Here is a 25,821-nt window from a genome sequence, read left to right as displayed (position 1 = left end):
CATGACTATCTTGGTAATCGCCGAACACGACAACAAAACCGTCGCTCCGGCCACCCTGAACACCGTTGGCGCCGCCGCGAAGATCGGTGGTGACATCCACGTGCTGGTTGCCGGCCAGGGCGTTGGCGCCGTTGCCGAAGCCGCCGCGAAAATCGCTGGCGTGTCGAAAGTGCTGGTGGCCGACAACGCCGCCTACGCTCATCAACTGCCGGAGAACGTCGCTCCCCTGGCTGCCGAGCTGGGCAAGGGCTACAGCCACGTCCTGGCCGCCGCCACCTCCAACGGCAAGAACATCCTGCCACGCGTGGCCGCCCAACTGGACGTCGACCAGATCTCCGAGATCATCTCGGTGGAAAGCGCCGATACCTTCAAGCGCCCGATCTATGCCGGTAACGCGATTGCCACCGTGCAATCGAGCGCTGCGGTCAAGGTCATCACCGTGCGTGCAACCGGTTTCGACCCGGTTGCCGCCGAAGGGGGCTCGGCTGCCGTCGAAGCCGTTGGCGCCGCTCACGATGCGGGCAAATCGTCGTTCGTCGGCGAAGAGCTGGCCAAGTCCGATCGTCCTGAGCTGACCGCTGCCAAGATCGTCGTCTCCGGCGGCCGCGGCATGCAGAACGGCGACAACTTCAAGCACCTGTACGCCCTGGCCGACAAGCTGGGCGCGGCAGTCGGCGCTTCCCGCGCCGCGGTCGACGCCGGTTTCGTGCCGAACGACATGCAGGTCGGCCAGACCGGCAAGATCGTCGCGCCACAGCTGTACATCGCCGTCGGCATCTCCGGCGCGATCCAGCACCTGGCCGGCATGAAGGATTCCAAGGTGATCGTCGCGATCAACAAGGACGAAGAGGCGCCGATCTTCCAGGTGGCCGACTACGGCCTGGTCGCTGACCTGTTCGAAGCCGTGCCCGAGTTGGAAAAGCTGGTCTGATCCAGCCGCTTCACTTATAAGAGAACCCGGTCTGGTGACCGGGTTTTTTTTTACCGAATCGCTGTATCTGTACCGCGTCATGGCGACACCGCCTAGGCTATGTACGAAATCGCTTGAAACTTGGTTATGCGGCGTTAAAAACCGGCTCGGAATGCTCATTGACAACCAGTCAAGTCGGGCGCGACCCCGGGCGTTCCTCGCCGGTTTTTGCCTTGCCTAACCTGCGTTTCAAACAATTTCGTACACAGCCTACTGTAGGAGCAGGGCTTGCCCGCGAAAGCGTCGGCTCGGCCAGCCAATATGTCGACGGACCTGACGCTTTCGCGGGCAAGCCGCGCTCCTACAGGGGGCGGCGTGGATTGGAGAAATTTGTCATGGACGTGCTTCGCGTCGCCGCATTGTCACTGCTGTTCGGTCTGCCTGCGCAGGCCCTCGCCGTCGGTAAGTGCGAGCGTCTGATCGTCACCGGCAGCCCGGATGCGCCGCCCTACCTGTGGCGTGACCCTGAGGATCCGGTGCACCTGATCGGCGCCAGCGCCGACCTGTTGCGCCAGGTCGGCGGCGAGCTGGGCCTCAAGATCGAGGTGCTCTACGGTGGCAAGCGCTCCCAGGCCCAGGAGGAGGTGCGCAGCGGGCGCATGGACCTGCTGGTGGACGCGCCGATCGCCGTCAATGAACTGGACGCGCTGGATTACATCCACCCGGCGCTGGTGCAGAACGACTTCCTGGTCTGGACCCGCAACGATTCGACGCTCGTCTACAACACCGCCAACGACCTGCATGGACACACCGGTGCCGTCTCGCAGAAGGCCCGGTTGACCCAACCGTTCGTGGAATTCAGCAGGCAGCACCTGACGCTGCAGTACACGCCGGCCTTGCCCCAGGCCTTCCAGAAGCTGCTGCTGGGCGAGGTCGAGTATGTCCTGGCCGGGCGGTATGCCGGCATGGTCACCGCCCAGAGCCTGGGCATGGCCCGGGACATCGCCCCGCGGGCCCAGCCGGTGGACCAGCCGGGCCTGTTCCTGGCGGTGTCCCACAACTCGGCCTGCAATGACGCCTGGTTGCGCGGACAGCTGGCAAAAAAAATGACAGAATTGCCCGCTTCCGGTCTGACCGAGGCCGTGTTGCAGCGCAATCTGGAGCGTTGGAAGGCGCAACTGCAACCGGTCGGCGCCCCCAAACAGTAGGAATTTGCTTTGAGTATTCGACCTTTATTCGCTGCCCTGGCCGTCGTGGCCCTGGCGGGTTGCGCGGCCGATCCGGCGCCGAATGAACAAATGCGTCTCACCGAACGTGCGCTCGAACAGGCCCGGGCGGTTGGCGCCAAGGCTGACGAAGTCGCCGAACTGAAACTGGCCGAAGGCAAGTTCGACCGTGCCAAGTCCGCCATGGCCGACCAGTCCTTCAAGAAGGCCCGCATGCGGGCCGAGCAGGCCGAGCTGGACGCGCGCCTGGCCGAAGCCCAGGTGCTGACCGCCAAGAGCGAGGAGGAACTGAAACTGCTCAATGCCCGTATCACGCGCCTGCGCAAGCAGTTGGGAGACGCCCAATGATCTATCCGAGCCGAATGGTCGGCGTCCTGCTGGCGCTGGGCTGTGTCAGTCTTTGCGGTTGCGCCGGCCAGCAGGCCAGCGAGGCGGCGCTGCAACAGGCTTCCGCCAGCTTCCAGAAGGTCAAGGAAGACACCAATGTGCTGCGTTATGCGCCCAAGGACGTGATCCGCGCCGGTGAGTCGCTGGCGCGCGCCGATCGCCTGTCCGGCTACTGGGGCAGCAGCGGCGATGTGGCGCATTACGCCTACCTGAGCGAGCGCTACTCGGACATCGCCCGCCAGCACACCGAGCAGGCCCTGAACCAGGAGCGTGCCGCCAAGCTGGAACTGGAACGTCAGCGCCTGCAACTGGCCCTGCGCGAGTCCAAGCTGATCAGCGTGCAGCAGCAGGGCAAGTGGGTGGAGGAGCAGATCAGCCAGGCCAGCACCCAGACCGATCGCGGGCTGGTGATGACCCTGGGCGACGTGTTGTTCGATACCGGCGAGGCCGAACTGCAGAGTTCCGCCAACCGGGCGATCCTCAAGCTGGTGCAGTTTCTCCAGCTCAACCCGAAACGGGTCGTGCGCATCGAAGGCTACACCGACAGCACCGGCGAGAAGGACAGCAACCTGCAGTTGTCCCGCGACCGGGCGCAGTCCGTGGCGGACATGCTGGTGGACCTGGGCATCGACGAAAAGCGTATCGAGGTCGTCGGCTATGGCGACGAATACCCGATCGACGTGAACGCCACCGAGCGCGGCCGGGCGCAGAACCGTCGGGTGGAGGTGGTGTTTTCCGACGAGAAGGGCCATCTCGGCGCAGCCCGCTGAGGCGTCGGCCGATGCAGGAACAGACCCGGTATCCGCAAGGTGCCGGGTTTTTTCATGCCCGAACGCCCGGGCTGAAACACCTGGCGGTGTGCCGATACAGTTTTACTTCTCTCGTCACTGTATTGTCGACTATTGTAGGAACTGTGCCAGTACACTTTGAAACTGTTCCGGTATCGTTGCTTTCAAGAATAAAAACGCCGTTGAAACCGAGTGCCGCTTCATGACCAACCTATTGCTCTACCAACGTATTGCGCAGCAACTGGCCGACGACATCCGCCGTGGTGTCTATCAGCCAGGCGAGCGCGTGCCTTCGGTACGCAAGATGAGCTCGCAGCTCAACGTCAGCCACGCAACGGTGTTGCAGGCCTACGCCAACCTGGAAGACCAGGGGCTGATCCGTGCCCGTCCGCAGTCGGGCTACTACGTGCACCAGACTCCCGCGCTGACCGCGCCGACGCCGGATATCGCCCGGGTCGAGCGGCCGGGCCTGGTCACCCGCAGCAGCATCATCCACCAGGTGCTGGTCGAATCCCGCCGTGAAGGGGTGTTTCCATTCGGCGCGGCGGTGCCGTCGGTGGATTACCTGCCGGTACGGGCGCTGCACCAGCAGTTGGCCAAGGTCACCCGGTTTCACAGCCCGCGGGCTTTCAGCTACATGTTCAGCCCCGGCTTCGAGCCGCTGCGACGCCAGGTGGCGATCCGCATGCGCGATGCCGGGGTGGTGGTCGATCCCTCCGAGGTGGTGATCACCCACGGCTGCGTCGATGCGCTGCAGATGTCGCTGCGGGTGCTGACCCGCCCCGGTGATCTGATCGCAGCCGAGTCGCCAACCTACTACGGCCTGCTGCAACTGGCCGACCTGCTGGGCCTGAAGGTCATCGAGATTCCCAGCGATCCGTCCACCGGCATGAGCCTGGAGGCCCTGCAACTGGCGGCCAACCAATGGTCGATCAAGGCGCTGGTGCTGACCACGCGCCTGAGCAACCCGCTGGGCGGGACCATGCCCGAGGAGCGGCAGAAGCAACTGCTGCGCCTGGCATCGGATTTCGATATCCAGATCGTCGAGGACGATATCTACGGCGAACTGATGTTCGAGGTGGGCCGGACCAAGGCGCTCAAGGCCTATGACCGGCTGGACCGGGTGATCTACTGTTCGAGCTTCTCCAAGACCCTGTCGCCCGGCGTGCGGATCGGCTGGATGATCGCCGGCAAGTTCCAGCAGGAAATCCAGCGCCTGCAGACCTTCAGCACCCATTCGGCCTGCAGCGTGACGCAGATGGGCGTGGCGGCCTACCTGGAGAACGGCGGTTATGACCGGCACCTGCGCTACATTCGCCAGGAGTACCGCAAGAATCTCAGTGCCTTCCAGTTGGCGGTGCAGCAGTATTTTCCCGAAGGTACGCAGATGACCCGTCCGACCGGCGGTTTCATTCTCTGGGTCAGCCTGCCGGGACGGGTCAACACCCAGGAGTTGCATGTCCGGGCGCTGCAGCAGGGCATCAGCATTGCGCCGGGGCTGATCTTCAGCAACACCGAGCAGTTCAACCATTGTATCCGGCTCAACTGCGGGATTCCGTGGAACCGCGAGGCCGAACGGGCGCTGATGACCCTCGGCATGCTGGCCAACCAGCTCTGCCAGGAAACCGCGGCCGGGCTGTTCTGAGCGGGCTGCCGGGAGCTGCCAGCGGGCACTCCCGGCGGTGGCATCCGGGGACGATTCGCGATCGCATTACTTGTCATTACCTGCCCAACGAGCGAGCATAGGGCACTCTGTTGTCGATGCCGTAGAGTTCATGAACGCGACTTTCGCTGTACGCCTGCTGTTGCTTGCCTTGCTGACCGGCCTTGGCGCTGGTGGTACGGTTATGGCGCAGGCCCAGGAAAAGCCGCCGGCCGCCCGTGGCACGACGCAGGAAAACACGGCTACTTCAGCGAAGCAGACCCGTGCTTCGACGAATAAGGCCGCAGCCACTCAGAAAAAAGCCCAGCCGAAAAAGACCACGCCTATAAAGAAAACCACCACGGGCAAACCACGCAAGGTCGATAATGAGGTGGTGAAGACTCGTCTGCCACCGCCCAAGCTGGACTTGAGCCTGCCCCAGGAACTGGTCAACAAGATGCAGCCGGTCGGCAAGGTGCCGCTGTCCAGGAGCCGGCCGCTGTTGCCGCAGATGTTCGTGGAAAAGCCGGCCTCGCAGACGCCTTTTCAACTCAACGGTCGACTGCTGAGCAACGAAATGGAGCTGCAGCTGCGTAACGACAGCCGTCGGGAAATCGAGGGCGCAGCGCTGGATTTCGAGTTCAAGCAGTAGAATCCCCCTCTCGGTCATGACGCTTCGTCGGTGACTGATCAGTCATCTACCCAGTTATTGAAAAACCATTGTGCGACCAATTTTAAACAGCCGTTTTAGCGGTTACTCTGTCTTCCACACCCCGGGTCCGTTGCTGGGAGCGTATCGCCATGAACTGCCGTGAGGGTTGTGGTGCCTGCTGTATCGCTCCTTCCATCAGCTCGCCGCTGCCGGGCATGCCCGAGGGCAAGCCGGCCGGAGAACGTTGTGTGCATCTCTCGGTCGAAAACCTCTGTGAGCTGTTCGGCCGGCCCGAGCGGCCGGCCGTGTGTGGGGGGTTCAAGGCCGACCCGGAAGTCTGTGGCGGTAGTCGTGAAGAGGCCATCCGCCTGATCGGCTGGTGGGAGAAAATGACGGCGGCTTGACGCGTGTTTACCTTCGACAATAAGGAATAAGAAAATGGGTTCGCTGCATCGTTTAGCTGTGGTTTGTGGTTTGAGTGCCCTGTTGACCGGGACCGCCTACGCGGAAACCTGGGAGACGGCCAAGGATGAAAACGGCATCAAGGTATCGCTCGCCGAAGTGAGCGGTTCCAAGTACAAGGCCTATCAGGGCGTGACGACGATCAAGGCTTCGGTGGCCAAGATCCGTGCCCTGCAGGAGGATGTGGTCGGTGCCTGTGCCTGGATCCACGAGTGCAAGTCGCAGAAACTGGTGGACAAGAAGGGTGACGAGAGCTGGACCTACACCCAGTTCAAGGCACCGTTCCCGGTCACGGATCGCGACTCCTACCTGCATATCACCACCATCCAGAATGCCGACGGCAGCCTGACCCGTAAGCTCCAGGGCGTACCGACCTACAAGCCGGAAGAAAAGGGTTATGTGCGCGTCGCCCAGGTCGATGGCTTCTGGAAGCTGGTACCCAAGGGTGACAACCTCACCGAGGTGACCTACCAGGTGCACACCGAGCCAGGCGGCAGCGTGCCTTCGTGGCTGGCGAACAAGTTCGTGGTCGAGGCCCCCTTCAATACCCTGCAGGCCCTGAAGGAACGCGCCGAGAAGTGATCGGCCGGGGGCGCAGGTCCCTCCTCGGAGCAGGAGCCCAGGACCGCCGCCCCTTGTAGGAGCGCGGCTTGCCCGCGAAGGCGGTCGACCAGCTGACATATCCGCTGACTGAGCCACCGCCTTCGCGGGCAAGCCAAGTTTCTACAGGTTCTGGTTGCCTGCAAACGCCTTGAACGATCCCTGTTGCCGCGAGGTCCAGATATATGTGGGCCCGTGATGGGCTTGAGCGAGGAGACACCGATGAAGATGTGGGCAGTCACTTTCGTGGATGATCATGGTGTTCAGAGCGTCGAGCACTTCGATTGCGAGCACCAACCGAGTAGGGAGCAGGCCGCACAGTGGGTTCGCGCCCGTTTGCTGCCGGTTCCGGCCGAACTGGACCTCAATGATCTCGACGGGCGCATGGACGAGCCGACAGTCAAGAGCCTCAAGGAGCAGAACAGCATCCAGATCCTGCGCATCGCGCCGGCTTCGTAAAGTCGGTTTTTCTACTTCAGACCCTCTGGCAGAGCTGCTGGCATCACGCTACTCTGCAATCGAGATCAGCGAGAGATTCGCTAAGGTGGTCTGATCTTGTCAGCTACATGCTTGTTTCCCGGCGACGGCCATCCGTCGCGCTGCCGGCACCGTGGGTGCCCGGCCCGGGATCGCGGAAAGTCTATCCAACGCTTGCTGAGGAGGACGTTTCATGAGCACAGCCTATCAAGAAGACATCAGCAGCCAGGTGCTGCGCCGCATGAAAGAAGGCGGTTTTGATTTCGCACGTATCCATCCCATCGAGTTCTATGCGGTTTTCCCGGACGAGGAGCGGGCGCGCAGGGCTGCAGGTCAGTTTCGTGGTGAATCCCTGAACGCTCAGGTCAGCCCCAGGGACGACGGTGCCTGGTATCTGGAACTGAGCAAGGTGATGTACGCCACCTATGGTGGCATCGATGACTTCGAGCACGACTTCGGGGCGGTGGTCGAACCGCTGGGCGGCGTGATCGAAGGCTGGGGTGTCAAGCATCCGGTCCGTGCGCGCAACTGAACGTACGGAATTCTCCCTGAAACGACGGCTGACCTGTGGGTCGGCCGTTTTTGTTTTCGGCGTAGAGTGGGCGCAAAAAAAGGCCACCGCAGAGGGTGGCCGAATGGGAAGCAGGGGGCGCGGACGAGGTATCGGTCGATCCACGGGCAGACGCCGCTTGGCGCCTGGCAAAAGGGGGCAAGTCGCCTGGGCGGTGCTTGTCGCCCTGGCCGGCTTGATGGGGGGATTATCCGCCAGCTCTCTCCCAGGCGGAAATCAACTCTGGCTATGTAGGTGATAGCCAAAAGCCTGCTTATTGCACTGGCACCTTGCGCTGGGCCATGTGCCTGAGATAGCCCACCAGCAGATCGAGGTCGCTGTCCGGCAGCACCGCCGGGGCGAACGCCGGCATCTTTGCCTGTGGCCAGTGGCGCAGGCTCTGCGGGTCGCGGATGTAACGCTTGAGATAGCCTTCGGCGAAGTACTCGGTCGGGCTGTACGGTACGTTCAGGTCCGGTCCCACCTGCGCATCGCCCGCGCCGTTGAGCGTGTGGCAGGCCAGGCAGTTTTTCTGGAACAGCGCGAAGCCCTGGTTCACCGGGTCGTTGGCCGCCAGCGTGGGGGCCGGCAGCAACGCCGGGAAACGCTGCGCCACCGGGGCCAGGCGCTGGATATTGGCGACCTGGAAAGGCCATTGTTCGGGGCTGATGTGTCCGGCTTCCGGATGCGTCCACACCAGGTAGAACGGCCCGGCGCCCGGTTTGCCCTCGGCGAGTGGCGGCCAGGGTCTGGCCGGGTCTTCCACCGCCAGCCAGGCCTGGGCACCACTTTTGCCGAGCAGCGGCGCAGCGCTCATTTCGGCGGCGAACCCGTCCAGCGCCACGGCCTGCAGGTGATCGTCAGGCTTGACGCCGTCCAGCAGCACGGCCACCGGCACCGCACGATAGGTCATCTGGCGTTTGTAGGAGACATCGTCGTCGATGGTGATGGTCTGTGCCTTGGGGTGGGCCAGCAGCGCCTCGGTCTCCCAGATCCGGGCGCCGGAGCCGAGGTCGAGGGTGAGTTGGGCGGCATGCAGTTGGCTGCAGAGCAGGGCGGTGGTCAGCAGGATCAGGTGTTTCATTCGTGGGGTCTTATTCGATCGGGGCGGTGGTGGGGTTGGATTGGTCGGCGATATCGTCGTCATTGTCGAAGACCCAGGTCGGGGTGTCCTCGACATGATCGAACAGCGCATCGCGCAGTTCGCTGTAGTTGCCGCCATTGACGATGCCGAAGTAGCCACGCCGGATCAGCGTGTCCTCGGCTTCCAGGGCGTGCTGGTTGGTGTCGCTGTAGATCACCACGGTGGCGTTCGGGTCGAGTACCACCAGGCGCAACTGGTAGGCCAGGCCTTCGGCACTGATGCCGGTGCCGTCTTCCAGGGTCAGGTCCACCTGCAGGGAGTTGTGGATATTGCCGGCGGCGAAATCGCTGTTGTTGCGCAGGTCGAGGATAAGTGCACCGTCGCGGATTTCGTCGACCGCGCGGTTCACATCGATGATCCCGGCCTGGGCGTGGAAGCTGCCGAGCAGTGCCGTGGCTGTCAGGGCGGCGGCGATCCAGTGGCGCATGAGCTTGTCTCCATCAAGTCATGGCTCAAGATTGGCACACAAAACCGAACCCCGGTAGCTGACCGGGGCGAGAATTCGGTTTTGTGAAAAAGCGCCACGGGCTCTAACCGGCCAACCTGGTGAGGTTCGGCAGGATAAGCAACAAGGTGGTGGCGAATAGGATCAAACCGGCCTGGCGGACTTTCGAGTGCTTGAACATGGCTGACTGCCTTTTGTTGTTATTCCTGAAATACGACTCGATGACTCGGTGTTGGTGCCCCGGCAAAACCCGGCGGCAACTCCACAGGAATAACCTTAGGGCCCGCGTCACACTTGGCTTAGAACTCTTTGCCATGTGTTTAGCAAAATTTTATTTAAAAAAGACATGAGGCATATGGCCAGCTGGCTAGCGGGCCTTTGGCTAGACACCTGCAAGCACTCAACCGGTCAAGCGCTTAGCACACTACCGTTCGTCCGAGCGTGAGGGTCAAGGCCGATGAGCGCTTCGGTCATTGAATCCTGGCGGGCCGGGCCTAAGGTGGGAGCGCGGCTTTTTTCTCCACCCGAACGGTTCGAGGACGTCATGACAGAGGCTCTGATATTCGATGCGGTGCGTACGCCCCGGGGCAAGGGCAAGGCCGGTGGCGCCCTGTACAGTGTCAAGCCGGTGAACCTGCTGGCCGGGTTGCTCACGGCGTTGCAGCAGCGCAACGGCTTCGATACCCGCGAAGTGGACGACCTCGTGATCGGCTGCGTGACGCCGGTGGGTGACCAGGGGGCCGATATCGCCAGGACGGCGGCGTTGGTGGCGGACTGGGATGTCAGCGTTGCCGGGGTGCAGGTCAACCGGTTTTGCGCCTCGGGCCTGGAAGCGGTGAACCTGGGCGCGATGAAAGTCCGTTCGGGCTTCGAGGACCTGGTGGTGGTCGGTGGCGTCGAGTCCATGTCGCGGGTACCGATGGGCAGCGATGGCGGGGCCTGGGTGCTCGATCCACAGACCAATCTGCATTGTCACTTCACGCCCCAGGGGATTGGCGCGGACCTGATCGCCACCCTGGAAGGCTTCAGTCGCCAGGATGTCGACGGCTTCGCCTTGCAGTCGCAGCAGAAGGCCGCACGGGCGAGGGCCGCGGGGGCGTTCCGCAAGTCCCTGGTGCCGGTTATGGACCAGAACGGCCTGGTCCTGCTCGACCATGACGAATTCATCCGGGCCGATTCGACCCTCGAGGGCCTGGGGCAACTCAGGCCGAGTTTCGAGGCGATCGGGCAGATGGGCTTCGACGCCACGGCCCTGCGGGTCTACAGCCATGTCGAGCGGATCCGCCATGTGCATACCCCGGGCAACAGTTCCGGGATTGTCGATGGCGCCGCGCTGATGCTCATCGGTTCGCCCGACAAGGGCCGTGAACTGGGCCTGCGGCCGCGGGCGCGGATCGTGGCGAGTGCGGTCACCGCCACCGATCCGACCATCATGCTCACCGGCCCCGCACCGGCCACCCGCAAGGCGCTGGCCAAGGCCGGCCTGCAGATCGGCGACATCGACCTGTTCGAGGTCAACGAAGCCTTTGCCTCGGTGGTGCTCAAGTTCATCAGGGACATGGCGGTCGATCCGCACAAGGTCAACGTCAATGGCGGCTCGATTGCCCTGGGGCATCCGCTGGGGGCCACCGGTTGCGCGATGCTCGGCACGCTGCTCGACGAGCTGGAGGCAAGGCAGTTGCGCCATGGGCTGGCAACGCTTTGCGTCGGTGGCGGCATGGGGATCGCCACCATTATCGAACGCCTTTGAACCGTTCGGGAAACCTGCCATGACGGATGCCATTCGCTACGAAAAGGGGGCCGACCGGATCGTCGTCCTGACCCTGGACATGCCCGGCCAGACGGCCAACACCCTGAATGCCGCCTATCGCCAGGCCATGGCCGCCTGCGTGGCGCGCCTCACCGCCGAGCGCGAGGATCTGGCCGGGGTGATCATCACTTCGGCCAAGCCCACCTTCCTTGCCGGGGGCGATCTCAATGAACTGATCAGGGTCACACCGGCGGATGCGCAGGCTTTCCAGGACGGCGTACTCGAACTGAAGGCCCAGTTGCGCGCCCTGGAAACCCTGGAGCGGCCGGTGGTGGCGGCCATCAATGGTGCTGCGCTGGGCGGTGGCTGGGAAGTCTGCCTGGCCTGCCAGCACCGCATCGCCCTGGACGACAAGGCCGTGCAATTGGGCTTGCCGGAAGTGACCCTGGGCCTGCTGCCGGGCGGTGGCGGGGTGGTGCGCATGGTGCGCCTGCTGGGCCTGGAGAAGGCGCTGCCGTACCTGCTCGAAGGTCGGAAGGTTGGCGCCCGGCAGGCGCTGCAGGCCGGCCTGGTCGGCGAGTTGGCGGGCGACGTCGACGAGCTGCTGGCCAAGGCCCGGGCCTGGATCGTCGAGCATCCGGCGGCCCGCCAGCCCTGGGATCTGCCGGGCTATCGACTGCCGGGGGGAAGCCCCTCCGAGCCCAAGGTGGCGCAGATGCTCGCCATCGCCCCGTCGATCCTGCGCAGCAAGACCCAGGGTTGCCTGCCGGCCCCGGAAAAAATTCTCTGTGCGGCGGTGGAAGGGGCCCAGGTCGACTTTGATACCGCGCACCTGATCGAGACCCGCTATTTCACCGAACTCGCCACCGGCCAGGTGGCGAAGAACATGATCGGGACCTTCTGGTTCCAGTTGAACGAGATCAATGCCGGCGGTTCCCGCCCCGGGGGATTTGCCCCCCATGTCACCCGCAAGGTCGGCGTGCTCGGGGCGGGGATGATGGGCGCGGGTATCGCCCATGTCAGCGCCGTCGCCGGGATCGAGGTGGTGCTCAAGGACGTCAGCCTGGCCGTGGCCGAGCAGGGCAAGGCCCGCTCGGCGGCGTTGCTGGACAGCAAGGTCGCCCGTGGCCAGCTGAGCGGCGAACAACGCGAAGCGATCCTGGCGCGCATCCGGCCGACCGGGACGGATGACGACCTGGCCGGGTGCGACCTGATCATCGAGGCGGTGTTCGAGGACCGTGAACTCAAGGCCAGGGTCTCGGCGGCCGCACAACGGGTGGTGGGCAGCGAGGCCGTGATCGCCTCCAACACCTCGACCCTGCCCATCACCGGCCTGGCTACGGCAGTAGCGCGCCAGGACCGGTTCATCGGCCTGCATTTCTTCAGCCCGGTGGAGAAGATGCCGCTGGTGGAAATCATCCGGGGCGCGCAGACCAGCGACGAAACCCTGGCCCGCGGCTTCGATTTCGTCCAGCAGATCCGCAAGACGCCGATCGTGGTCAATGACCGCCGCGGCTTCTTCACCTCGCGGGTGTTCGGCACCTTTACCCATGAAGGCATTGCCATGCTCGGCGAGGGAATCCCGGCGGCGATGATCGAAACCGAGGCGCGCAAGGCCGGTATGCCGATCGGGCCGCTGGCGGTTTCCGACGAGGTGTCGCTGAGCCTGATGAGCCACATCCGCCAGCAGACCGCCCGGGACCTGCAGGCCGAAGGCAAGGTGCCGCCCAGTCACCCGGCCTACGCGGTGATCGATGCGCTGCTGGAGTACAGGCGCCCCGGCAAGGCCGGTGGTGGCGGGTTCTACGATTATCCGGCGGGCGGGCAGAAACACCTGTGGCCGGACCTGAAGCGGCATTTCGAGAACCCCGAACGGCGGATTTCGCCCCAGGATGTGCGCGACCGCCTGCTCTTCGTACAGGCCCTGGAAACCGTGCGCTGCCTGGAGGAGGGCGTGCTGCAGTCGACGGCCGATGCCAACGTCGGCTCGGTCCTCGGTATCGGCTTTGCCGCCTGGAGCGGCGGCGCCTTGCAGTTCATCAACCAGTACGGCCTGGCGAACTGCGTTGCCCGGGCCCGCTACCTGAGCGAACAGTACGGCGAGCGTTTCGCGCCACCGGCGCTATTGCTGGACAAGGCCGCCAGGGACGAGCGGTTCTGAGGCAACTGAACCACGCCTGGCGCAGGCGCGTTCCGGGCTTGCCTTGAATACAGGTTTCAAGGCAGGCTCAGGCCTCACTCTTTGGTCTTTCGCGTCAGGTACTTTTATGTCGTTACACATCTGCATTCTGGAAACCGATGTCCTGCGTCCAGAGCTGGTCGAGCAGTATCAGGGGTATGGGAAGATGTTCGAGCGTCTGTTCTCCCGCCAGCCGATCACTGCCGAGTTCAGTATCTACAACGTGATGCAGGGCCACTATCCGAGTGACGACCTGACCTTCGACGCCTACCTGGTGACGGGCAGCAAGGCCGACTCCTTCGGCAGCGACCCGTGGATCCAGACCCTCAAGACCTACCTGCTGAACCGCTACGAGCGTGGCGACAAGCTGCTGGGCATCTGCTTCGGCCACCAGTTGCTGGCGTTGCTGCTGGGCGGCAGGACCGAGCGTGCCCACCAGGGCTGGGGCGTTGGCATCCATCAGTACAAGCTGGCCGCGAAAGCCCCCTGGATGAGCCCGGTGCGCGAAGAACTGACCTTGCTGATCAGCCACCAGGACCAGGTCACCGAACTGCCGGAGAATGCCACGGTCATCGCCAGCAGCGATTTCTGCCCTTACGCGGCGTACCACATCAACGACCAGGTGCTGTGCTTCCAGGGGCATCCGGAGTTCATCCATGACTACTCGCGGGCCCTGCTGGACATCCGCCAGGAGAACCTCGGCGAGACCCTCTATGCCAAGGGCGTCGCCAGCCTGGACCAGGAACACCACGGCACCACGGTGGCGGAGTGGATGATGCGCTTCGTCGCGCACAAGCCGCAGGCCGGATCCGCCTGATCCCGGCTCCCACGGTGAGTTGCAGGCGACACAAGTCCCTGTGGCAGCGGGCTGGCCCGCGAAGCCTTTGACTTCACAACCAGCCTGAGCGCTTGAAGCTGGCCCACAACGCCGTACAGCCGACTGCAATCGCCCCGAGCACGGCGAAGTAGCCGTAGTGCCAGCTCAGTTCCGGCATGTTCTGGAAGTTCATCCCGTAGATCCCCGCCACCGCGGTGGGAAACGCCAGGATCGCCGCCCAGGCAGCGAACTTGCGCTGCACGATGCTCTGCCGGGTCGACTCCAGCAGTGCGCCGATCTCGATGGTCTGGCTGGCGATATCGCGCAGCGTCGCCAGGTCTTCCATCTGCCGGGTCACGTGGATCTGCACGTCGCGAAAATACGGACGCATGTTCTTGTCGATGAACGGGAAGGCCAGGCGCGAGACCTCTTCGCTGATCTCGACCATCGGCGCCACGTGGCGGCGCAGGCGCAGCACGTCCCGGCGCAGGTGGTGGATGCGCTGGATGTCGCCCTCGTTCAGCGTGCTGCACAGTACGTTCTTTTCCAGTTCGTCGATTTCGGCATGAATGGCTTCACTGACCGGCTGGTAACTCTCGGTCACGAAGTCCAGCAGGGCATAGAGTACGAAGTCTTCACCATGCTCCAGCAGCAGCGGACGGGCTTCGCAGCGCTGTCTGACATGGGCGTAGGATTTCGAATGCCCATTGCGGCAGGTGATGATGTAGCCCTTGCCGGCAAAGATGTGGGTCTCGATGAACTCCAGCCTGCCCTCGTTGCGGATCGGCGAATAGGTGACGATGAACAGCGCGTCGCCGAAGGTTTCCAGCTTCGGTCGGCTGTGCTTTTCCAGGGCATCCTCAATGGCCAGTTCGTGCAGGTTGAACTGTTTCTGCAGGTTGGCCAGTTCCTGGGCGTTGGGCTCTTCCAGGCCGATCCAGACAAAATGTCCCGGCTTTGCCGCCCAGGCGGCACCTTCGTCGAGGGTGATATTGGTGACTTTCTTGCCGGCGCTGTAGACCGCGGCCGCAACGACTCTACCCATAATGCTGATCGCTTCTTCTTGAGGGGGAAAGACAAGTTGCAGCTTAGCCTGCCTGGCCTCTCTCCAGGAGATGGCGATGCCTTGCACAAGGCTGTGTCCGGCGTGGGAGCCGGCCCCGACACTATATTCCCATAGCGACGACGCTCAGGGCTCGGCCTGCACCTGCCGATCCAGCGCCTCGATGCACTCGCGCATCTGTTCCCGACATTGCGCCATCAGCTTCGGTATGTCTTCCGAGGTCAGCCCCGCGGTGGGAATCGCCGGCAGCGAGCGGATCATCACCTGGCCGCTGTTCCAGCGGTTCAGGCGCATGTGCCGGACATAAGTGCTGGCGCACACCGGCACGATCGGCACACCGGCGGCGATTGCCATCTGGAACGCGCCTTTCTTGAACGCCAGCAGTTCCTGGCCGCGGTTGCGGGTGCCCTCGGGAAACACCCAGATCGACGTATCCTTGTGCTGCAGGGTATCGGTGGTGGTGCGTATCGCCCGGCGCGCCTTGTAGGCGTTGCCGCGGTCGATCAGCACATTGCCCGCCAGCCAGAAGATTTGGCCGAAGAACGGCAGCCACTTGAGGCTCTTCTTGCCGATGGCGACCGTGCGCCGGGGCACCACATTGCCGAACACGAACAGATCGTAGTTGGACTGGTGGTTGGCGATGATCACGCCGCTTTGCGATTGACCCTGCAGGGACTCGACCTCGGCCCTGAGCTTCAGGCCCAGGATGCGCATGGCCGGCCTGGCGTAGAAGCGGGCACACAGCCGACTGTTGTCCGGGTTGAAGGGGCGGCAGAGCACCAGCAGCAGGCCGAGCAGACCGGCCAGCAGGAAATGCAGCCCCATCAATGACATGCGTAATACGAACAGCATCTGGCGAGCTTCCCTGACAAAAGGTCAAACAGTGTACGGTTGTACACTGGATTCGGCAATCAATCCGCTGGCGCGGGTTATTGGCGGAGGGAGGCCGGGAAACCGTGGCGAGACGGCCTGGACGGGCAAGAAAAAGCCCGGCACGAAGCCGGGCTGCAGGGCGCAATGCGTCGTGCGGATCAGTTCAGGTGTTCCTGGTCGAGGATGATCGCGTTGTCCAGGGTTTCCAGCAGTTCCTTGCGCACTTTCAGCTTGGTCTTCCTGTGCGCGTTCATGTTGATCTTCTTCAACTGCCGGGCGGCGTTCAGCGCGGCTTCCCGAAGTTCTTCCGGGGCGACCAGCTTGTCGAGGAAGCCGGCATCCACCGCATCTTTCGGCGAGAACATCTCGCCATTGATCACCGAGCGGTGGAAGGCCGAGCGCCGCAGCCGGTCACGGGCCAGCTCGATACCGGCGTGGTGCATGGTCATGCCGATCTGCACTTCGTTCAGGCCGATGCTGAAGGGGCCGTCGACACCCAGGCGATAGTCGGCCGACAGCAGCAGGAAGGCGCCCTTGGCGACGGCATGGCCGGGGCAGGCGACGATCACCGGGAACGGGTGGGACAGCAGCCGGCGGGCGAGGGTGGAACCGGCGGTCACCAGGCTGACGGCCTCCTTGGGCCCGGCGGTCATCACTTTCAGGTCGTAGCCGCCGGAGAGGATGCCGGGCTGGCCGGTGATGATCACCACGGCACGGTCGGCGGTGGCCTGATCCAGGGCGACGTTGAAGGCGGCAATCACGTCCGGGGAAATGGCGTTGACCTTGCCATTGTTCAAGGTCAGGGTCGCGATACCGTCGTCGAGGTGGTAGGAGATCAATTCACTCATGACGTAATTCCTTATAAAGAAGTGCAGCAGACGTTACCCAGCCGCACGAGGCAGGTAAAGCGTCGTGACTGACTGGTGAGTCAGGCTTTGCCACCGGGACGCGGCGCGGGCGGGCGCCAGGCGTCCGCTCCAGCCGGGTCGAAGGCGGCGAGCCGGGCCGGAGATTGGCGGGTTTGCCCTGATCGATGGGAGCGCCCATGGCGGAAAATCGGCTATTTGACTTAACCGCATGAAAATTCTGAAAAAAACCTTTGCCATCGGGAACGCTTTCGACTACATTAGCGCGCCTCGACAGACTGAATCGGTTTGACGAGATACGGTGAAGTGTCCGAGTGGCTTAAGGAGCACGCCTGGAAAGTGTGTATACAGGAAACTGTATCGAGAGTTCGAATCTCTCCTTCACCGCCAAATTCGATATAGCAGAACCCCTGGCTATCTCAAGAAGCCAGGGGTTTTGTGTTTCCGGGGCTGGAAAGTTGGTCGGGTGAATCCGTGTTCTGCGGTAGTCAGCCTAATCACTGACAGTTCCCTCGGCTTTTCCCTACCTGCTCAGGTAAACCTTTCCAAATCGTAATACCGACAAACAATTTGCTCGGGGCACGGCCGCTTTTGATCGGGACGCCAGCCGGGAAATAAGTCATTCTGAACCCATTGAGCCGCGACTCTCGACGGCTCGCCACGGGAGCAATCTCCATGTTCATGCCTGACCTGAAGACTCCGCGACTCGTCCTTTCCGGTGCCTTGCTGGGGATCGCGGTTGCGAATGTACTGTTTGGCACGGGAGACTCCGCTGCTGGTGAATGGCTGGCGGGCGCTGTCGGGGCCAGTGTTGCCTTTGTCGCCATCAAGGTTCTGGCGATTGCCTGAATGATCAGTGCCTTCGGCCACGAAATCGGCAGTGAAGGCATCACGCTGATCATCGCGGCAGTCTGTGTGTTGACAAGCTTTGTCCAGCAATGGCGCTGCAGGCGGCAGATTACGACGACGGACTCGATTGCCTCACTGCTCAACGGCGCTTCGTTGTTTCCCTTCTGCCTGATGGTGGGTGCGAGCTTTTCGAGCGACTTCATGCATGCCGCCATTGCCTCGAGGGCATCTCTGAGCATTGCGGGATTTCTGGGGTTACTGTTCGTTTGTGGGGAGGTTCTTTCTCCTTCGGGGCTCAAGAGGTATTCGGGGAAAAGTGTTCATTCCGAGCCTGCTGTCTCGTCGAAAATCCCCTGAGTTTCCCTAGGCTATGTACGAAATCGCTTGAAACTTGGTTATGCGGCGTTAAAAACCGGCTCGGAATGCTCATTTACTCCAGTAAAGTCGGGCGCGACCCCGGCCGTTCCTCGCCGGTTTTTGCCTTGCCTAACCTGCGTTTCAAACAATTTCGTACACAGCCTAGGCGTGTTTTACTGGGTGTAGTTCCTCCCAAGAAAATCCAGCAACGCCGCATTCACCTCCTCGGGCTTTTCGTTCTGGATCCAGTGCCCGCAATCCTCCAGCACCTGTTGTTCCAGATGGGGCACCACGGTGGGCATGCGCTTGATCGTATGCGCTTCCAGGGCACCGACCGGGTCGCGGTCGCCGACCATGAACAGTGTCGGTTGCAGTACCTGGGCCCCGGCCAGGAACTCGGTCTCTTGCCAGTTGCGTTCGAAGTTGCGGTACCAGTTCAGAGCGCCGTGAAAGCCCTTGCCGGCGAAGGTCTGGCGATAGGCCTCGAAGTCTTCTTCCGTGCACCAGTGCGGCAGTGCCGAGGGCATGTTCACGCCGTCAAACAGCCTGGCGTCGGCCGGCTTGCTCTGCAGGAACACCTCGGTATCGCCCATGAAGGTTCGCAGGGTGCGATCGATGTCCGCATCCAGTTCCTGCTCGGCAACACCCGGCTGCTGGAAGTAGAGAATGTAGTTGAAGCGATCGGCGAAGAACTCGCGCATGCTTTCGATGGCCGGGCGTTTGGAACGGCCGGCGAAGGGCACCGACAACGTCACCAGGGCCCGGACCCGCTGCGGCTCCAGCAGCGCCAGGTGCCAGGCTACCGGTGCGCCCCAGTCGTGGCCGATCATGGCGACCTGCTCGTGAGCGAAGGCCTGCATGGCGGCCTGGATGTCGCCACAGAGGGTCAGTAATGCGTAGGCTGCGCTGTCCGGCGGTGCGCTGCTGCGGCCGTAGCCGCGCATTTCCGGGACGAAGACCCGGTAACCGGCCTGAACCAGCGCCGGTACCTGCTTGCGCCAGGAGTGCCAGCACTCCGGGAAGCCGTGCAGCAGCCAGACCGGCCGACCCTCCTGGGGACCTGCCACATGCACGCTCAGGGTGATGCCGTTGACGGACAAGCTGTGCTGTTCGAGTGCGTTCATCCCGTGGGCTCCTGATCGGACGTATCGACCCTAGTGTCCTGTCTCGGAAATAGGCTGTGCACTTTTGGCGGCGTCCTGGGCGCCCGGCCGGCGTTGCCGCTCCTCGCCATAGCCCTGCTATGACTCGTCGCGGCGCCTTGGCCGAACACCCAAGCCACTCGCTATTTCCGAGACAGGACACTAGCAGAAACGCGGGATGGCGCTAATCATCATTCATTGATCGAATGATGACTGAAACACGCCTTTCAATGCAGGGCCACCAGCATCGACCGGGCGGCGTAGCCGGCACCGAAGATTGCCACCAGCAGCAGTACCAGGCTGGAGGCGAAAGTCACCTTGGCCTTGTGTCGGGCAGAGAACATCCGGTTGGCCAGATGGATGTACAGACCCAGGATGATGAAGTCGACCAGGGCCCAGAGTACGGTCAGCAGCAGTGCGCTGTGGCCGAACGAAGGCGTGATCTGGATGAACTGCGGGAAGAAGGACACGAAAAAGATAATGTCCTTGGGGTTGGAGATACCCACCAGGAAACCTTTGAGGAAACCGCTGCGGGAACTGGGCAGCGGTTGCTGCACGGTGTCGTCCACTGGTGTGCGCAGGGCGTCCTTGAGCCCCTGAAGGCCCAGATGGCCGATGAACAGGCAGCCGATGAAGCTCACCAGGTTCAGCAGGTGTTCGTTGAGCGACAGGCTGCCGGCCAGGATCAGTACCGCCAGCAGGGCGAGCATCAGCGAGGCGCCATTGGTGCCGAGCACCGTGAGCATGGCGCGGCCGGTGCCAGCCTTCAGGCTGGTGTTGATCGCCAGGGCGACCACCGGGCCCGGGGTGACGATCAGCAGGGCAACGCTGAGCACGTAGAGCAGCAGTAGCGAGAAGTTCATGGCAGGGATGTCGCCTTTGTACGGGGATTCGAGGACGCCAAGCCTGAGGCGACACGGGCGGTTTGAAAAATGGATAAATCTGTGACCAACTATGATTATTAATCATGCTTGGTGTCTTCATGGCCGAACGTATCCCCCCGCTCTATGCCCTGCGTGCCTTCGAGGTGGCGGCGCGTTCCTGCTCGTTCACCCGGGCGGCCGAGGAACTGTCGCTGACCCAGAGTGCCATCAGCCGGCATATCCGTAATCTGGAAGAGTTGTTCGGCTGCCATCTGTTCGAGAGAAAGGGCCCCAAACTGCAACTGACCGACGCCGGGCAAGGCCTGGCCCAGGAGCTCAAGGCCGGCTTCAAGCTGATCGAGGACGCCTGTCTGCCGTTTCGGGCCAATGCCAGTCACCTGCGCCTCAAGGCACCGTCGAGCCTGACCATGCGCTGGCTGCTGCAGGTGCTGGAGAAACTCAAGACGGTGGAACCCGGGCTGCCGGTGCAATTGTCCAGCGTGTGGATGGACATCGACAGCGTGGACTTCTACGCCGAGCCCTACGATTGCGCGATCCTGCTCGGCGATGGGCATTTCGGGGCGCAGACCGAATGCTGCAAGCTGTTTGACGAGTGGCTGATTCCCATCTGCTCGAGCAAGGCCCTGGGCTCGGAGCCGTGGAGCCTGGAAACCCTGGAGCACCACGAACTGATCCACCCGTCGGCGGATCGCCGGGACTGGCGTCGCTGGTTGCGCCGCCTCGATCTCGACGAACGGGTCCGGCTCGACCGCGGCAAGGTGTTCGGTACCCTCGACCAGGGCATATCCGCGGCGATGCGTGGTCACGGCGTATCGATCGCCGACCTTGGCCTGGTGCTGGAGGATGTGCGTGACGGCCTGTTGGCCTTGCCGTTCATGACCGCCGTCGGTACCGGCGACAGCTACTACCTGGTCTGGCTCAAGGGCAGCCTGCGCAAGGAGCGGATCCTGGCGTTCCGCGATTTCCTCAATGGCGAATTGCCGCAGCTGGAACTGCCGCAGATCGAATTTCTCTGAGCCAGGGTCAGGGCAGGACGATGTAGTCGTTGCCCTGCACGATACCCCGGTGCGGTGCTTCCAGCAGCTCGACATAACGCCCGCCCACCTGGTCGATCGGCAGGCAGTCGTCGACGTCGAGCAGGGCGTCGGTGTGGGGCTTTTCCCACTCGCGGAGCATCTGCCGCTTGCCTTTGGCCTTGGCCTGCTCGCTGTTTTCGGCAACCACCAGCAGATACCGGTGGGCCTCGCCATAGACCCCGGCCTCATAGCCGCCAAGATTGATGAAGAACAGCCGTGGCGAGCCGGGCGCGGGGGCCAGGTCGCTGAAGCCGACCTTCCAGCGCTCGACGCCATCGACCCGCATCCAGGCATCGATATGCAGGCCCTTCTGGCTGCCGAACCAGTCCTGGCGCAACTGCGGATAGCTCGCCGCCAGGCTGTCGGCACGGACGAAGGCGACATCATGTACTTCTATCTTGGCCCGGGGATGTTTTCCGCCCAGCATCACCACCCACAACATTTCTGTTCCTTTTTGAGAGATCGGCGCGGTCTGCGCCGTTTTTCCAGCGTGCCTGCCATTATGTCGCAGTTGCTCGGACAGAAGCTTGCCCCAAGGGCGGCACCCCAGGAGGGAGGTGCTCAATGCTCTTCGCGATTGCCCGTGTGCTTGCGGGCGCTGGCGGGAAGTGGCCGATGCAGCCAGGCCAGGCAAACCTCCTCGACATCGACCCAGTTGCCATTCTGCGGCCGGGTTCGGCAGCTCTTGAAAGCCAGGCAGATGCCGTTCTGGTCCAACAGGGCGAAATGGCGTGGGGAGGCGGGATAGGTGAGGAAAAAGCGGGGGGGAGTCATGGCGATGTTTCCGGTGGCTACCGGCCTTTTATAGGCGATATCTTCGGTGAAACCTCCATGAAAAATTGTGCAATTGTGTCGACCCAAGGGGCTGGAAATGACGCCCCGCCGCCTTTGCCGGTGCCTGGGCGCCTTGGTCTGGAAGGGAATTGCCATGACCTGCGGCAAGCCACGCGGAAGATGAAAATTCTTTCACTGTGACGGTTTCGCGCGGCGGATATAGTGTGATCGCTCGTTCAAAAGCTTCCCTTGCCCGCCCTCCCGCGGGCTTTTTTTGGCCCGCCGTTCGTCGCTGTCGTGCAGTTTTTTCTAAACCTTTGCCGCCTGGGGAATTCACAACCCGGTAGAGCACGGTTTTTCAACAGGAGGACAGCCATGAGCCGAAAGGCCCCACGACTACGCCCGATGTTTTTCAGCCTGATCCTCGGCGCCAGCCTGGCCACCCAGGTACAGGCGCAGACCCCGGCCGAGTTTATCGACAGCGCTTCGGCGGCCGGTATCGCCGAGATCGAAACCAGCCGCCTGGCGATCCAGAAGACGTCCGCCACGGATATCAACAGCTACGCCGTGGAAATGATCAAGGATCATACCGACGCCAATCGCGACCTCAAGGCCATCGCCAGCAAGCACGACCTGCCGATGGCCTCCGATGCGCAAATCATGGACCGGGCCAGGAAACTGATGTTGCAGGTGCAGGAAGGCGAGTCATTCGACGTCGCGTACGTGGCCAACCAGATCAAGGCCCATGAACAAGCCATCAAGCTGTACGAGGACGAGGCCAGCCAGTCGCAGTCGCCCGAACTGAAGGCGTTCGCCGAGCAGACCTTGCCCAAGCTGCGCATGCACCTGGACATGGCCAGGAAACTGGAAATGAGTCATCACAAGGGCGACTGATCACAGCCGCTGCAGTCGACTGGTCTTGCTGCCCTGGCGCGACAGGACCATTTCCTCGAGGATTTCCCTGGCCAACCGGGCCAGGGATTCGCGCCCGCGGTAGTCGGCCCGGACGATGCCGGTCACGGCGAAGTGATCGGCATTGGGGCCACTGAGGATCGCCGACAGGGTTCCATCGGAATGCAGCGTGCATTCGACTTCGTAGCTGGGCAAACGGGAGGCCAGTTCGGCCTCGATTTCCGACTTGCTCAGTGTGTCCATTCCAAAGGCTCCATGTCCGGTGGGCAGTCCACTCAAAAGGATAGAATCCCCTCTCGCGTCGTGTTACAAGAATGTAAGTTCATGTTACGCCAAATCTGACGGCTCGGGCCTGCTAGGCTGTGTACGAAATTGTTTGAAACGCAGGTTAGGCAAGGCAAAAACCGGCGAGGAACGCCCGGGGTCGCGCCCGACTTGACTGGTTGTCAATGAGCATTCCGAGCCGGTTTTTAACGCCGCATAACCAAGTTTCAAGCGATTTCATACATAGCCTAGGCTCACAGACGGGCAATGAATGCCCGTGTGTCTTGTCACTTCAAAAGGATGTATAGACGTGATTTCCATTCTTGAACTGCGCAACATCATCGAGCTCGGCTTCCTGCCCCTGCGCTGCCAGTGCACAGTGGCGCCTGACTCATCGCTGACGGTAAAGGTCTTCGACGAACCGACCGGTAGGGTGGACCTGCTGGTGACGGGGATTTCCAGCAACACCCTGACCAGCGCCAGGGCCATCGCCAACCTGGTGGCCGAGTTGCGCGCGGAGTTGCAGAGCAACCAGGCGTCTTCGGCGCGTACTTCGCGGGTGGCCGGCTAGCAGCCACCCTTTCCTCTGCGGATCAGGCCGCCTTGTGCAAGGCCTCGATCAGTTCCTGCTTACTCATCCTGTAGCGTCCGACGATGTGTCGGGCGCGGGCTTCCTGCAACAGGCTGGCCTTGCTCTGGGTCTGCAGTGAAGCCTGGCTGTCGCGGGGATGGCCCTGACGACTGGCCGCCGCGCGTTTCGCCGAATCCGAGCGGGCCCTGGCCTTGGCCGTATCGGATTTGTTGCGACCCGAGCCGCCGGCCCGCTCGCCACCGCCCGACTGCTTGTTGACGGTGGCCCAGGCGCGCGCCTCGGCCTGTGCTTGCGGCAGGCCTCTTTCTTCATAGCTGGATTCGATACGAGCCGCCTGGCGCTTTTGCGCGGCGGTGTATTTGGCTTTGCTGGCTCGTGGCATTTTCTGACTCCTTGACGTGAGTGGACGCAAGGGCACCGACGGAGCGCGACGGCGCCGTCGAGGATCTACGGGGTACCGGAACCGCCGGTTCCGCTCGAACCCGTTCCCTTGTTGCCGGAGCCCGGGACGTGGCCGTCGCCGATGGGGCCATTGCCATCGGTGTTCATGCCGCCCTGGCGGCCGGTGTCGTTGCCCTGGTTGCGCGGGTCGATGCCGTTGCCTGGGGGCAGGGCGCCGTTCTTGATCACGCTGCCATTGTCGGGGTTGATACCGCCGGGCAGTTGGGGCGGCTTGGGTTCCTGTACCGGGTTGGTCGGCCCGGTCGTGGATGGCGCGGCGAAACTCGCCAGGGATACCGATGACAACAGACCGGTCAACAGCAGCGTCGCAGGTCTTGATGAAATCATGGTCAGTCTCCTCGTTCGAGAGTCCTTACCTGATCTTGGGCCTTGCGTGGCGGCTGTTGGTGCCGGTGAATCGACGAATGGCGGGGGTTCAGTCTTCGCAAATATCGTTGAACGAGCAGTATTCGTCCCAGTCCATGCCCAGTGCCTCGGCCACTTCACGGTGCACTTCCAGGCGCATGGCCTGCAGTTCCTGCGGGTTTTCGGCGATCAGTTGCAGCGTCAGTTCCCAGGGTTCGATGCCCTGGTTTTGCGCTTCGTCCTCGAAGGCCCACTGAAATTGCTGCTGCTGTTCGGTCGGGCTCAGGCCCTGGGTCTCTTCGCGCAGATGCGGGTTGGCGTCGAGGAACTTGGCGAGGGCGACCTCGCTGCGGGATTCTTTGGGGATCATGCTGGCGTCTCTGTGCGATACGATGGCCACGGGCCTGGAAAACTGCGGACATGATAGTGCGCCACAGGGAAAATGACTGCTCAAATTTGCGCGTCTGCGTGCTCGTTGCATGGGGGGGGGCAATAACGCTTTTTTCGCGGATGGACATCACCGCGTCATTCAACGATGGAAACAATCACCCGGCTCTGCGACGCTTGCACTTCCCTGGCCGCACCTGAGCCGCCCTGAATTCAACTTCCTGTATACGGATCGGATGCGATGACTGCTGCTGATTTTGCTTCCCCGGGCCCGATAAAGGCCGTGATTTTCGACATGGACGGTTTGCTGCTCGACACCGAGGGCATCTACTCGGAGGTTACGCAGATCATCGTCGGTCGTTATGGCCGTCGCTTCGACTGGAGTCACAAGCAGAACATCATCGGTCGCGGCGCGGGCGACCTGGCGCGTTATGTGGTGGAGGCCATGGACCTGCCGATCAGCCCCGAGGAGTTTCTTGCGGTGCGTGAGCCGCTGATGCGCGAACGCTTCCCCCTGGCCGGGTCGATGGCCGGTGCCGAGGCGCTGGTGCGCCATCTGTCGGCGCACAACATTCCGATTGCGGTGGGGACCAGTTCCTCGCGGGGCTCGTTCGAGCTCAAGACCACCCGGCATCGCGAGTGGTTCGCCCTGTTCGACACCATTGTCACGGCCGATGACCCGCAGGTGGGCCAGGCCAAGCCGGCGCCGGATATCTTCCTGCTGGCCGCCAGCCGCCTCGGCGTGGCGGCCGAGGACTGCCTGGTGTTCGAGGATTCGCCATTCGGGGTGACGGCGGCGAAGGCGGCCGGGATGTACGCGGTGGCGGTACCTGACCCGGCGATGGCGGTGGAGAAGTATCACCATGCGGACCGGGTGGTGGCTTCGCTCAAGCACTTTGCCCTGGAGCCGATGGGGTTGCCGGCGATCGACTGGGCCAGTGCCTGA

32 protein-coding genes and 1 tRNA gene are annotated in these 25,821 nt (G+C 62.7%); 21 read left to right on the top strand and 12 right to left on the bottom strand.

The features are described from left to right. Position 1 precedes the first annotated feature (1 nt). The 10 genes from ACMGT0_RS23180 (at position 2) to ACMGT0_RS23135 (ending at position 7,676) form a co-directional block, all read left to right on the top strand. Positions 2 to 931: an electron transfer flavoprotein subunit alpha/FixB family protein gene (locus tag ACMGT0_RS23180; RefSeq protein ID WP_054058596.1), complete on the top strand. Its 930-nt coding sequence runs from the start codon at positions 2 to 4 to the stop codon at positions 929 to 931. 374 nt (positions 932 to 1,305) lie between these two features. Next, positions 1,306 to 2,118 carry a substrate-binding periplasmic protein gene (locus tag ACMGT0_RS23175; RefSeq protein ID WP_416769952.1) on the top strand — a complete coding sequence of 271 codons (813 nt, stop codon included), beginning with the start codon at positions 1,306 to 1,308 and terminating at the stop codon, positions 2,116 to 2,118. A gap of 9 nt (positions 2,119 to 2,127) precedes the next feature. Next, entirely contained in the window at positions 2,128 to 2,484 is a 357-nt protein-coding gene (locus tag ACMGT0_RS23170) for a DUF4398 domain-containing protein (protein ID WP_054059953.1), read from the top strand. Further along, positions 2,481 to 3,293 carry an OmpA family protein gene (locus ACMGT0_RS23165; RefSeq protein ID WP_416769950.1) on the top strand — a complete coding sequence of 271 codons (813 nt, stop codon included), beginning with the start codon at positions 2,481 to 2,483 and terminating at the stop codon, positions 3,291 to 3,293. The genes ACMGT0_RS23170 and ACMGT0_RS23165 overlap by 4 nt, the downstream gene beginning before the upstream one ends. 220 nt (positions 3,294 to 3,513) lie before the next feature. Further along, positions 3,514 to 4,956 carry a PLP-dependent aminotransferase family protein gene (locus ACMGT0_RS23160; RefSeq protein ID WP_054059951.1) on the top strand — a complete coding sequence of 481 codons (1,443 nt, stop codon included), beginning with the start codon at positions 3,514 to 3,516 and terminating at the stop codon, positions 4,954 to 4,956. A gap of 130 nt (positions 4,957 to 5,086) precedes the next feature. After that, entirely contained in the window at positions 5,087 to 5,605 is a 519-nt protein-coding gene (locus ACMGT0_RS23155; RefSeq protein WP_416769947.1) for a hypothetical protein, read from the top strand. A 149-nt stretch (positions 5,606 to 5,754) separates the two neighbouring features. Next, on the top strand, positions 5,755 to 6,009 hold the full coding sequence (locus tag ACMGT0_RS23150; RefSeq protein ID WP_054059949.1) for a YkgJ family cysteine cluster protein: 255 nt from the start codon (positions 5,755 to 5,757) through the stop codon (positions 6,007 to 6,009). A 34-nt stretch (positions 6,010 to 6,043) separates the two neighbouring features. Further along, positions 6,044 to 6,649, top strand: coding sequence for an START domain-containing protein (locus tag ACMGT0_RS23145; protein WP_054059948.1), 606 nt, complete (start codon positions 6,044 to 6,046; stop codon positions 6,647 to 6,649). A gap of 240 nt (positions 6,650 to 6,889) precedes the next feature. Further along, a complete protein-coding gene (locus ACMGT0_RS23140; protein WP_054059947.1) occupies positions 6,890 to 7,126 on the top strand; it encodes a hypothetical protein in 237 nt (78 codons plus the stop codon). Positions 7,127 to 7,337: 211 nt separating this feature from the next. Next, a complete protein-coding gene (locus ACMGT0_RS23135; RefSeq protein ID WP_054059946.1) occupies positions 7,338 to 7,676 on the top strand; it encodes a ribonuclease E inhibitor RraB in 339 nt (112 codons plus the stop codon). 292 nt (positions 7,677 to 7,968) lie between these two features. Here the strand turns inward: ACMGT0_RS23135 and ACMGT0_RS23130 are convergent, their stop codons facing one another. Then, entirely contained in the window at positions 7,969 to 8,778 is an 810-nt protein-coding gene (locus tag ACMGT0_RS23130) for a c-type cytochrome (protein WP_416769944.1), read from the bottom strand. A 10-nt stretch (positions 8,779 to 8,788) separates the two neighbouring features. Continuing rightward, positions 8,789 to 9,265 (bottom strand): rhodanese-like domain-containing protein, encoded by a 477-nt coding sequence (locus ACMGT0_RS23125; RefSeq protein ID WP_054062960.1) that lies wholly within the window; start codon positions 9,263 to 9,265, stop codon positions 8,789 to 8,791. 562 nt (positions 9,266 to 9,827) lie between these two features. Between ACMGT0_RS23125 and ACMGT0_RS23120 the strand changes: the two genes are divergently transcribed. The 3 genes from ACMGT0_RS23120 (at position 9,828) to ACMGT0_RS23110 (ending at position 14,029) form a co-directional block, all read left to right on the top strand. Next, positions 9,828 to 11,033 (top strand): acetyl-CoA C-acetyltransferase, encoded by a 1,206-nt coding sequence (locus tag ACMGT0_RS23120; RefSeq protein ID WP_054059943.1) that lies wholly within the window; start codon positions 9,828 to 9,830, stop codon positions 11,031 to 11,033. Positions 11,034 to 11,052: 19 nt separating this feature from the next. Beyond that, complete coding sequence (locus tag ACMGT0_RS23115) at positions 11,053 to 13,194, top strand: 3-hydroxyacyl-CoA dehydrogenase NAD-binding domain-containing protein (RefSeq protein ID WP_416769941.1); 2,142 nt, start codon at positions 11,053 to 11,055, stop codon at positions 13,192 to 13,194. Between the two features lie 106 nt (positions 13,195 to 13,300). Further along, positions 13,301 to 14,029, top strand: coding sequence for an amidotransferase (locus ACMGT0_RS23110; RefSeq protein ID WP_054060409.1), 729 nt, complete (start codon positions 13,301 to 13,303; stop codon positions 14,027 to 14,029). 73 nt (positions 14,030 to 14,102) lie between these two features. Here ACMGT0_RS23110 and ACMGT0_RS23105 read toward each other — a convergent pair whose 3' ends face one another. From ACMGT0_RS23105 to ACMGT0_RS23095, 3 genes are all read right to left on the bottom strand, one after another. Then, positions 14,103 to 15,074, bottom strand: coding sequence for a magnesium and cobalt transport protein CorA (locus tag ACMGT0_RS23105; RefSeq protein WP_054060408.1), 972 nt, complete (start codon positions 15,072 to 15,074; stop codon positions 14,103 to 14,105). Between the two features lie 144 nt (positions 15,075 to 15,218). Next, positions 15,219 to 15,944, bottom strand: a complete 726-nt coding sequence (locus tag ACMGT0_RS23100; protein ID WP_416769938.1) for a lysophospholipid acyltransferase family protein — start codon at positions 15,942 to 15,944, stop codon at positions 15,219 to 15,221. A 179-nt stretch (positions 15,945 to 16,123) separates the two neighbouring features. Continuing rightward, on the bottom strand, positions 16,124 to 16,813 hold the full coding sequence (locus ACMGT0_RS23095) for a crotonase/enoyl-CoA hydratase family protein (RefSeq protein WP_416769937.1): 690 nt from the start codon (positions 16,811 to 16,813) through the stop codon (positions 16,124 to 16,126). A gap of 318 nt (positions 16,814 to 17,131) precedes the next feature. Here ACMGT0_RS23095 and ACMGT0_RS23090 point away from each other — a divergent pair. The 3 genes from ACMGT0_RS23090 to ACMGT0_RS23080 all read left to right on the top strand — a co-directional run bounded on the left by ACMGT0_RS23090 (position 17,132) and on the right by ACMGT0_RS23080 (position 18,037). Beyond that, a tRNA-Ser gene (locus tag ACMGT0_RS23090) sits at positions 17,132 to 17,221 on the top strand. Between the two features lie 285 nt (positions 17,222 to 17,506). After that, complete coding sequence (locus tag ACMGT0_RS23085; protein ID WP_160319894.1) at positions 17,507 to 17,680, top strand: hypothetical protein; 174 nt, start codon at positions 17,507 to 17,509, stop codon at positions 17,678 to 17,680. Next, positions 17,681 to 18,037: a hypothetical protein gene (locus ACMGT0_RS23080; protein ID WP_416769935.1), complete on the top strand. Its 357-nt coding sequence runs from the start codon at positions 17,681 to 17,683 to the stop codon at positions 18,035 to 18,037. Between the two features lie 173 nt (positions 18,038 to 18,210). On the opposite strand, the gene ACMGT0_RS23075 is transcribed toward ACMGT0_RS23080, so the two are convergent. Beyond that, a complete protein-coding gene (locus tag ACMGT0_RS23075) occupies positions 18,211 to 19,161 on the bottom strand; it encodes an alpha/beta fold hydrolase (RefSeq protein ID WP_416769933.1) in 951 nt (316 codons plus the stop codon). Between the two features lie 245 nt (positions 19,162 to 19,406). After that, complete coding sequence (locus ACMGT0_RS23070) at positions 19,407 to 20,042, bottom strand: LysE family translocator (protein WP_054060403.1); 636 nt, start codon at positions 20,040 to 20,042, stop codon at positions 19,407 to 19,409. A gap of 119 nt (positions 20,043 to 20,161) precedes the next feature. Between ACMGT0_RS23070 and ACMGT0_RS23065 the strand changes: the two genes are divergently transcribed. Continuing rightward, positions 20,162 to 21,079 (top strand): LysR substrate-binding domain-containing protein, encoded by a 918-nt coding sequence (locus tag ACMGT0_RS23065; protein ID WP_054060410.1) that lies wholly within the window; start codon positions 20,162 to 20,164, stop codon positions 21,077 to 21,079. Positions 21,080 to 21,086: 7 nt separating this feature from the next. On the opposite strand, the gene ACMGT0_RS23060 is transcribed toward ACMGT0_RS23065, so the two are convergent. Next, positions 21,087 to 21,581, bottom strand: coding sequence for a DUF1543 domain-containing protein (locus ACMGT0_RS23060; RefSeq protein ID WP_054060402.1), 495 nt, complete (start codon positions 21,579 to 21,581; stop codon positions 21,087 to 21,089). A gap of 122 nt (positions 21,582 to 21,703) precedes the next feature. Between ACMGT0_RS23060 and ACMGT0_RS23055 the strand changes: the two genes are divergently transcribed. Then, complete coding sequence (locus ACMGT0_RS23055; RefSeq protein WP_416769930.1) at positions 21,704 to 22,114, top strand: hypothetical protein; 411 nt, start codon at positions 21,704 to 21,706, stop codon at positions 22,112 to 22,114. A 174-nt stretch (positions 22,115 to 22,288) separates the two neighbouring features. Further along, positions 22,289 to 22,807, top strand: a complete 519-nt coding sequence (locus tag ACMGT0_RS23050; protein WP_054060400.1) for a DUF4142 domain-containing protein — start codon at positions 22,289 to 22,291, stop codon at positions 22,805 to 22,807. Here ACMGT0_RS23050 and ACMGT0_RS23045 read toward each other — a convergent pair whose 3' ends face one another. Continuing rightward, positions 22,808 to 23,068, bottom strand: coding sequence for a hypothetical protein (locus tag ACMGT0_RS23045; RefSeq protein ID WP_054060399.1), 261 nt, complete (start codon positions 23,066 to 23,068; stop codon positions 22,808 to 22,810). 331 nt (positions 23,069 to 23,399) lie between these two features. Between ACMGT0_RS23045 and ACMGT0_RS23040 the strand changes: the two genes are divergently transcribed. Then, complete coding sequence (locus ACMGT0_RS23040; protein ID WP_054061476.1) at positions 23,400 to 23,660, top strand: DUF1652 domain-containing protein; 261 nt, start codon at positions 23,400 to 23,402, stop codon at positions 23,658 to 23,660. Positions 23,661 to 23,682: 22 nt separating this feature from the next. Here ACMGT0_RS23040 and ACMGT0_RS23035 read toward each other — a convergent pair whose 3' ends face one another. The 3 genes from ACMGT0_RS23035 to ACMGT0_RS23025 form a co-directional block, all read right to left on the bottom strand. Next, the gene (locus ACMGT0_RS23035) at positions 23,683 to 24,063 is read right to left on the bottom strand and encodes a hypothetical protein (protein WP_054062953.1); all 381 of its coding nucleotides are present in this window, start codon (positions 24,061 to 24,063) and stop codon (positions 23,683 to 23,685) included. A 65-nt stretch (positions 24,064 to 24,128) separates the two neighbouring features. Continuing rightward, the gene (locus ACMGT0_RS23030; RefSeq protein ID WP_416769928.1) at positions 24,129 to 24,470 is read right to left on the bottom strand and encodes a hypothetical protein; all 342 of its coding nucleotides are present in this window, start codon (positions 24,468 to 24,470) and stop codon (positions 24,129 to 24,131) included. Positions 24,471 to 24,558: 88 nt separating this feature from the next. After that, positions 24,559 to 24,858 (bottom strand): DUF6388 family protein, encoded by a 300-nt coding sequence (locus ACMGT0_RS23025; RefSeq protein WP_054061473.1) that lies wholly within the window; start codon positions 24,856 to 24,858, stop codon positions 24,559 to 24,561. 258 nt (positions 24,859 to 25,116) lie between these two features. On the opposite strand from ACMGT0_RS23025, the gene ACMGT0_RS23020 reads away from it, so the two are divergent. Continuing rightward, positions 25,117 to 25,821 carry an HAD-IA family hydrolase gene (locus ACMGT0_RS23020; RefSeq protein WP_416769926.1) on the top strand — a complete coding sequence of 235 codons (705 nt, stop codon included), beginning with the start codon at positions 25,117 to 25,119 and terminating at the stop codon, positions 25,819 to 25,821.

Source organism: Pseudomonas sp. RHF3.3-3 (assembly GCF_048069595.1).
Classification (GTDB): Bacteria; Pseudomonadota; Gammaproteobacteria; order Pseudomonadales; family Pseudomonadaceae; genus Aquipseudomonas; species Aquipseudomonas fuscovaginae_B.
This window is presented reverse-complemented; position numbering and strand designations above follow the sequence as displayed.

Bases quoted from the DNA above. Each gene is read 5' to 3' on its own strand.
- ACMGT0_RS23130 (WP_416769944.1), bottom strand. From the start codon at position 8,778: ATGAAACACCTGATCCTGCTGACCACCGCCCTGCTCTGCAGCCAACTG.
- ACMGT0_RS23055 (WP_416769930.1), top strand. From the start codon at position 21,704: ATGCTCTTCGCGATTGCCCGTGTGCTTGCGGGCGCTGGCGGGAAGTGG.
- ACMGT0_RS23150 (WP_054059949.1), top strand. From the start codon at position 5,755: ATGAACTGCCGTGAGGGTTGTGGTGCCTGCTGTATCGCTCCTTCCATC.
- ACMGT0_RS23065 (WP_054060410.1), top strand. From the start codon at position 20,162: ATGGCCGAACGTATCCCCCCGCTCTATGCCCTGCGTGCCTTCGAGGTG.
- ACMGT0_RS23025 (WP_054061473.1), bottom strand. From the start codon at position 24,858: ATGATCCCCAAAGAATCCCGCAGCGAGGTCGCCCTCGCCAAGTTCCTC.
- ACMGT0_RS23135 (WP_054059946.1), top strand. From the start codon at position 7,338: ATGAGCACAGCCTATCAAGAAGACATCAGCAGCCAGGTGCTGCGCCGC.
- ACMGT0_RS23160 (WP_054059951.1), top strand. From the start codon at position 3,514: ATGACCAACCTATTGCTCTACCAACGTATTGCGCAGCAACTGGCCGAC.
- ACMGT0_RS23070 (WP_054060403.1), bottom strand. From the start codon at position 20,042: ATGAACTTCTCGCTACTGCTGCTCTACGTGCTCAGCGTTGCCCTGCTG.
- ACMGT0_RS23125 (WP_054062960.1), bottom strand. From the start codon at position 9,265: ATGCGCCACTGGATCGCCGCCGCCCTGACAGCCACGGCACTGCTCGGC.
- ACMGT0_RS23075 (WP_416769933.1), bottom strand. From the start codon at position 19,161: ATGAACGCACTCGAACAGCACAGCTTGTCCGTCAACGGCATCACCCTG.
- ACMGT0_RS23145 (WP_054059948.1), top strand. From the start codon at position 6,044: ATGGGTTCGCTGCATCGTTTAGCTGTGGTTTGTGGTTTGAGTGCCCTG.
- ACMGT0_RS23045 (WP_054060399.1), bottom strand. From the start codon at position 23,068: ATGGACACACTGAGCAAGTCGGAAATCGAGGCCGAACTGGCCTCCCGT.
- ACMGT0_RS23095 (WP_416769937.1), bottom strand. From the start codon at position 16,813: ATGAGTGAATTGATCTCCTACCACCTCGACGACGGTATCGCGACCCTG.
- ACMGT0_RS23175 (WP_416769952.1), top strand. From the start codon at position 1,306: ATGGACGTGCTTCGCGTCGCCGCATTGTCACTGCTGTTCGGTCTGCCT.
- ACMGT0_RS23140 (WP_054059947.1), top strand. From the start codon at position 6,890: ATGAAGATGTGGGCAGTCACTTTCGTGGATGATCATGGTGTTCAGAGC.
- ACMGT0_RS23105 (WP_054060408.1), bottom strand. From the start codon at position 15,074: ATGGGTAGAGTCGTTGCGGCCGCGGTCTACAGCGCCGGCAAGAAAGTC.
- ACMGT0_RS23050 (WP_054060400.1), top strand. From the start codon at position 22,289: ATGAGCCGAAAGGCCCCACGACTACGCCCGATGTTTTTCAGCCTGATC.
- ACMGT0_RS23165 (WP_416769950.1), top strand. From the start codon at position 2,481: ATGATCTATCCGAGCCGAATGGTCGGCGTCCTGCTGGCGCTGGGCTGT.
- ACMGT0_RS23060 (WP_054060402.1), bottom strand. From the start codon at position 21,581: ATGTTGTGGGTGGTGATGCTGGGCGGAAAACATCCCCGGGCCAAGATA.
- ACMGT0_RS23155 (WP_416769947.1), top strand. From the start codon at position 5,087: ATGAACGCGACTTTCGCTGTACGCCTGCTGTTGCTTGCCTTGCTGACC.
- ACMGT0_RS23120 (WP_054059943.1), top strand. From the start codon at position 9,828: ATGACAGAGGCTCTGATATTCGATGCGGTGCGTACGCCCCGGGGCAAG.
- ACMGT0_RS23035 (WP_054062953.1), bottom strand. From the start codon at position 24,063: ATGCCACGAGCCAGCAAAGCCAAATACACCGCCGCGCAAAAGCGCCAG.
- ACMGT0_RS23100 (WP_416769938.1), bottom strand. From the start codon at position 15,944: ATGCTGTTCGTATTACGCATGTCATTGATGGGGCTGCATTTCCTGCTG.
- ACMGT0_RS23020 (WP_416769926.1), top strand. From the start codon at position 25,117: ATGACTGCTGCTGATTTTGCTTCCCCGGGCCCGATAAAGGCCGTGATT.
- ACMGT0_RS23110 (WP_054060409.1), top strand. From the start codon at position 13,301: ATGTCGTTACACATCTGCATTCTGGAAACCGATGTCCTGCGTCCAGAG.
- ACMGT0_RS23115 (WP_416769941.1), top strand. From the start codon at position 11,053: ATGACGGATGCCATTCGCTACGAAAAGGGGGCCGACCGGATCGTCGTC.
- ACMGT0_RS23080 (WP_416769935.1), top strand. From the start codon at position 17,681: ATGATCAGTGCCTTCGGCCACGAAATCGGCAGTGAAGGCATCACGCTG.
- ACMGT0_RS23030 (WP_416769928.1), bottom strand. From the start codon at position 24,470: ATGATTTCATCAAGACCTGCGACGCTGCTGTTGACCGGTCTGTTGTCA.
- ACMGT0_RS23180 (WP_054058596.1), top strand. From the start codon at position 2: ATGACTATCTTGGTAATCGCCGAACACGACAACAAAACCGTCGCTCCG.
- ACMGT0_RS23085 (WP_160319894.1), top strand. From the start codon at position 17,507: ATGTTCATGCCTGACCTGAAGACTCCGCGACTCGTCCTTTCCGGTGCC.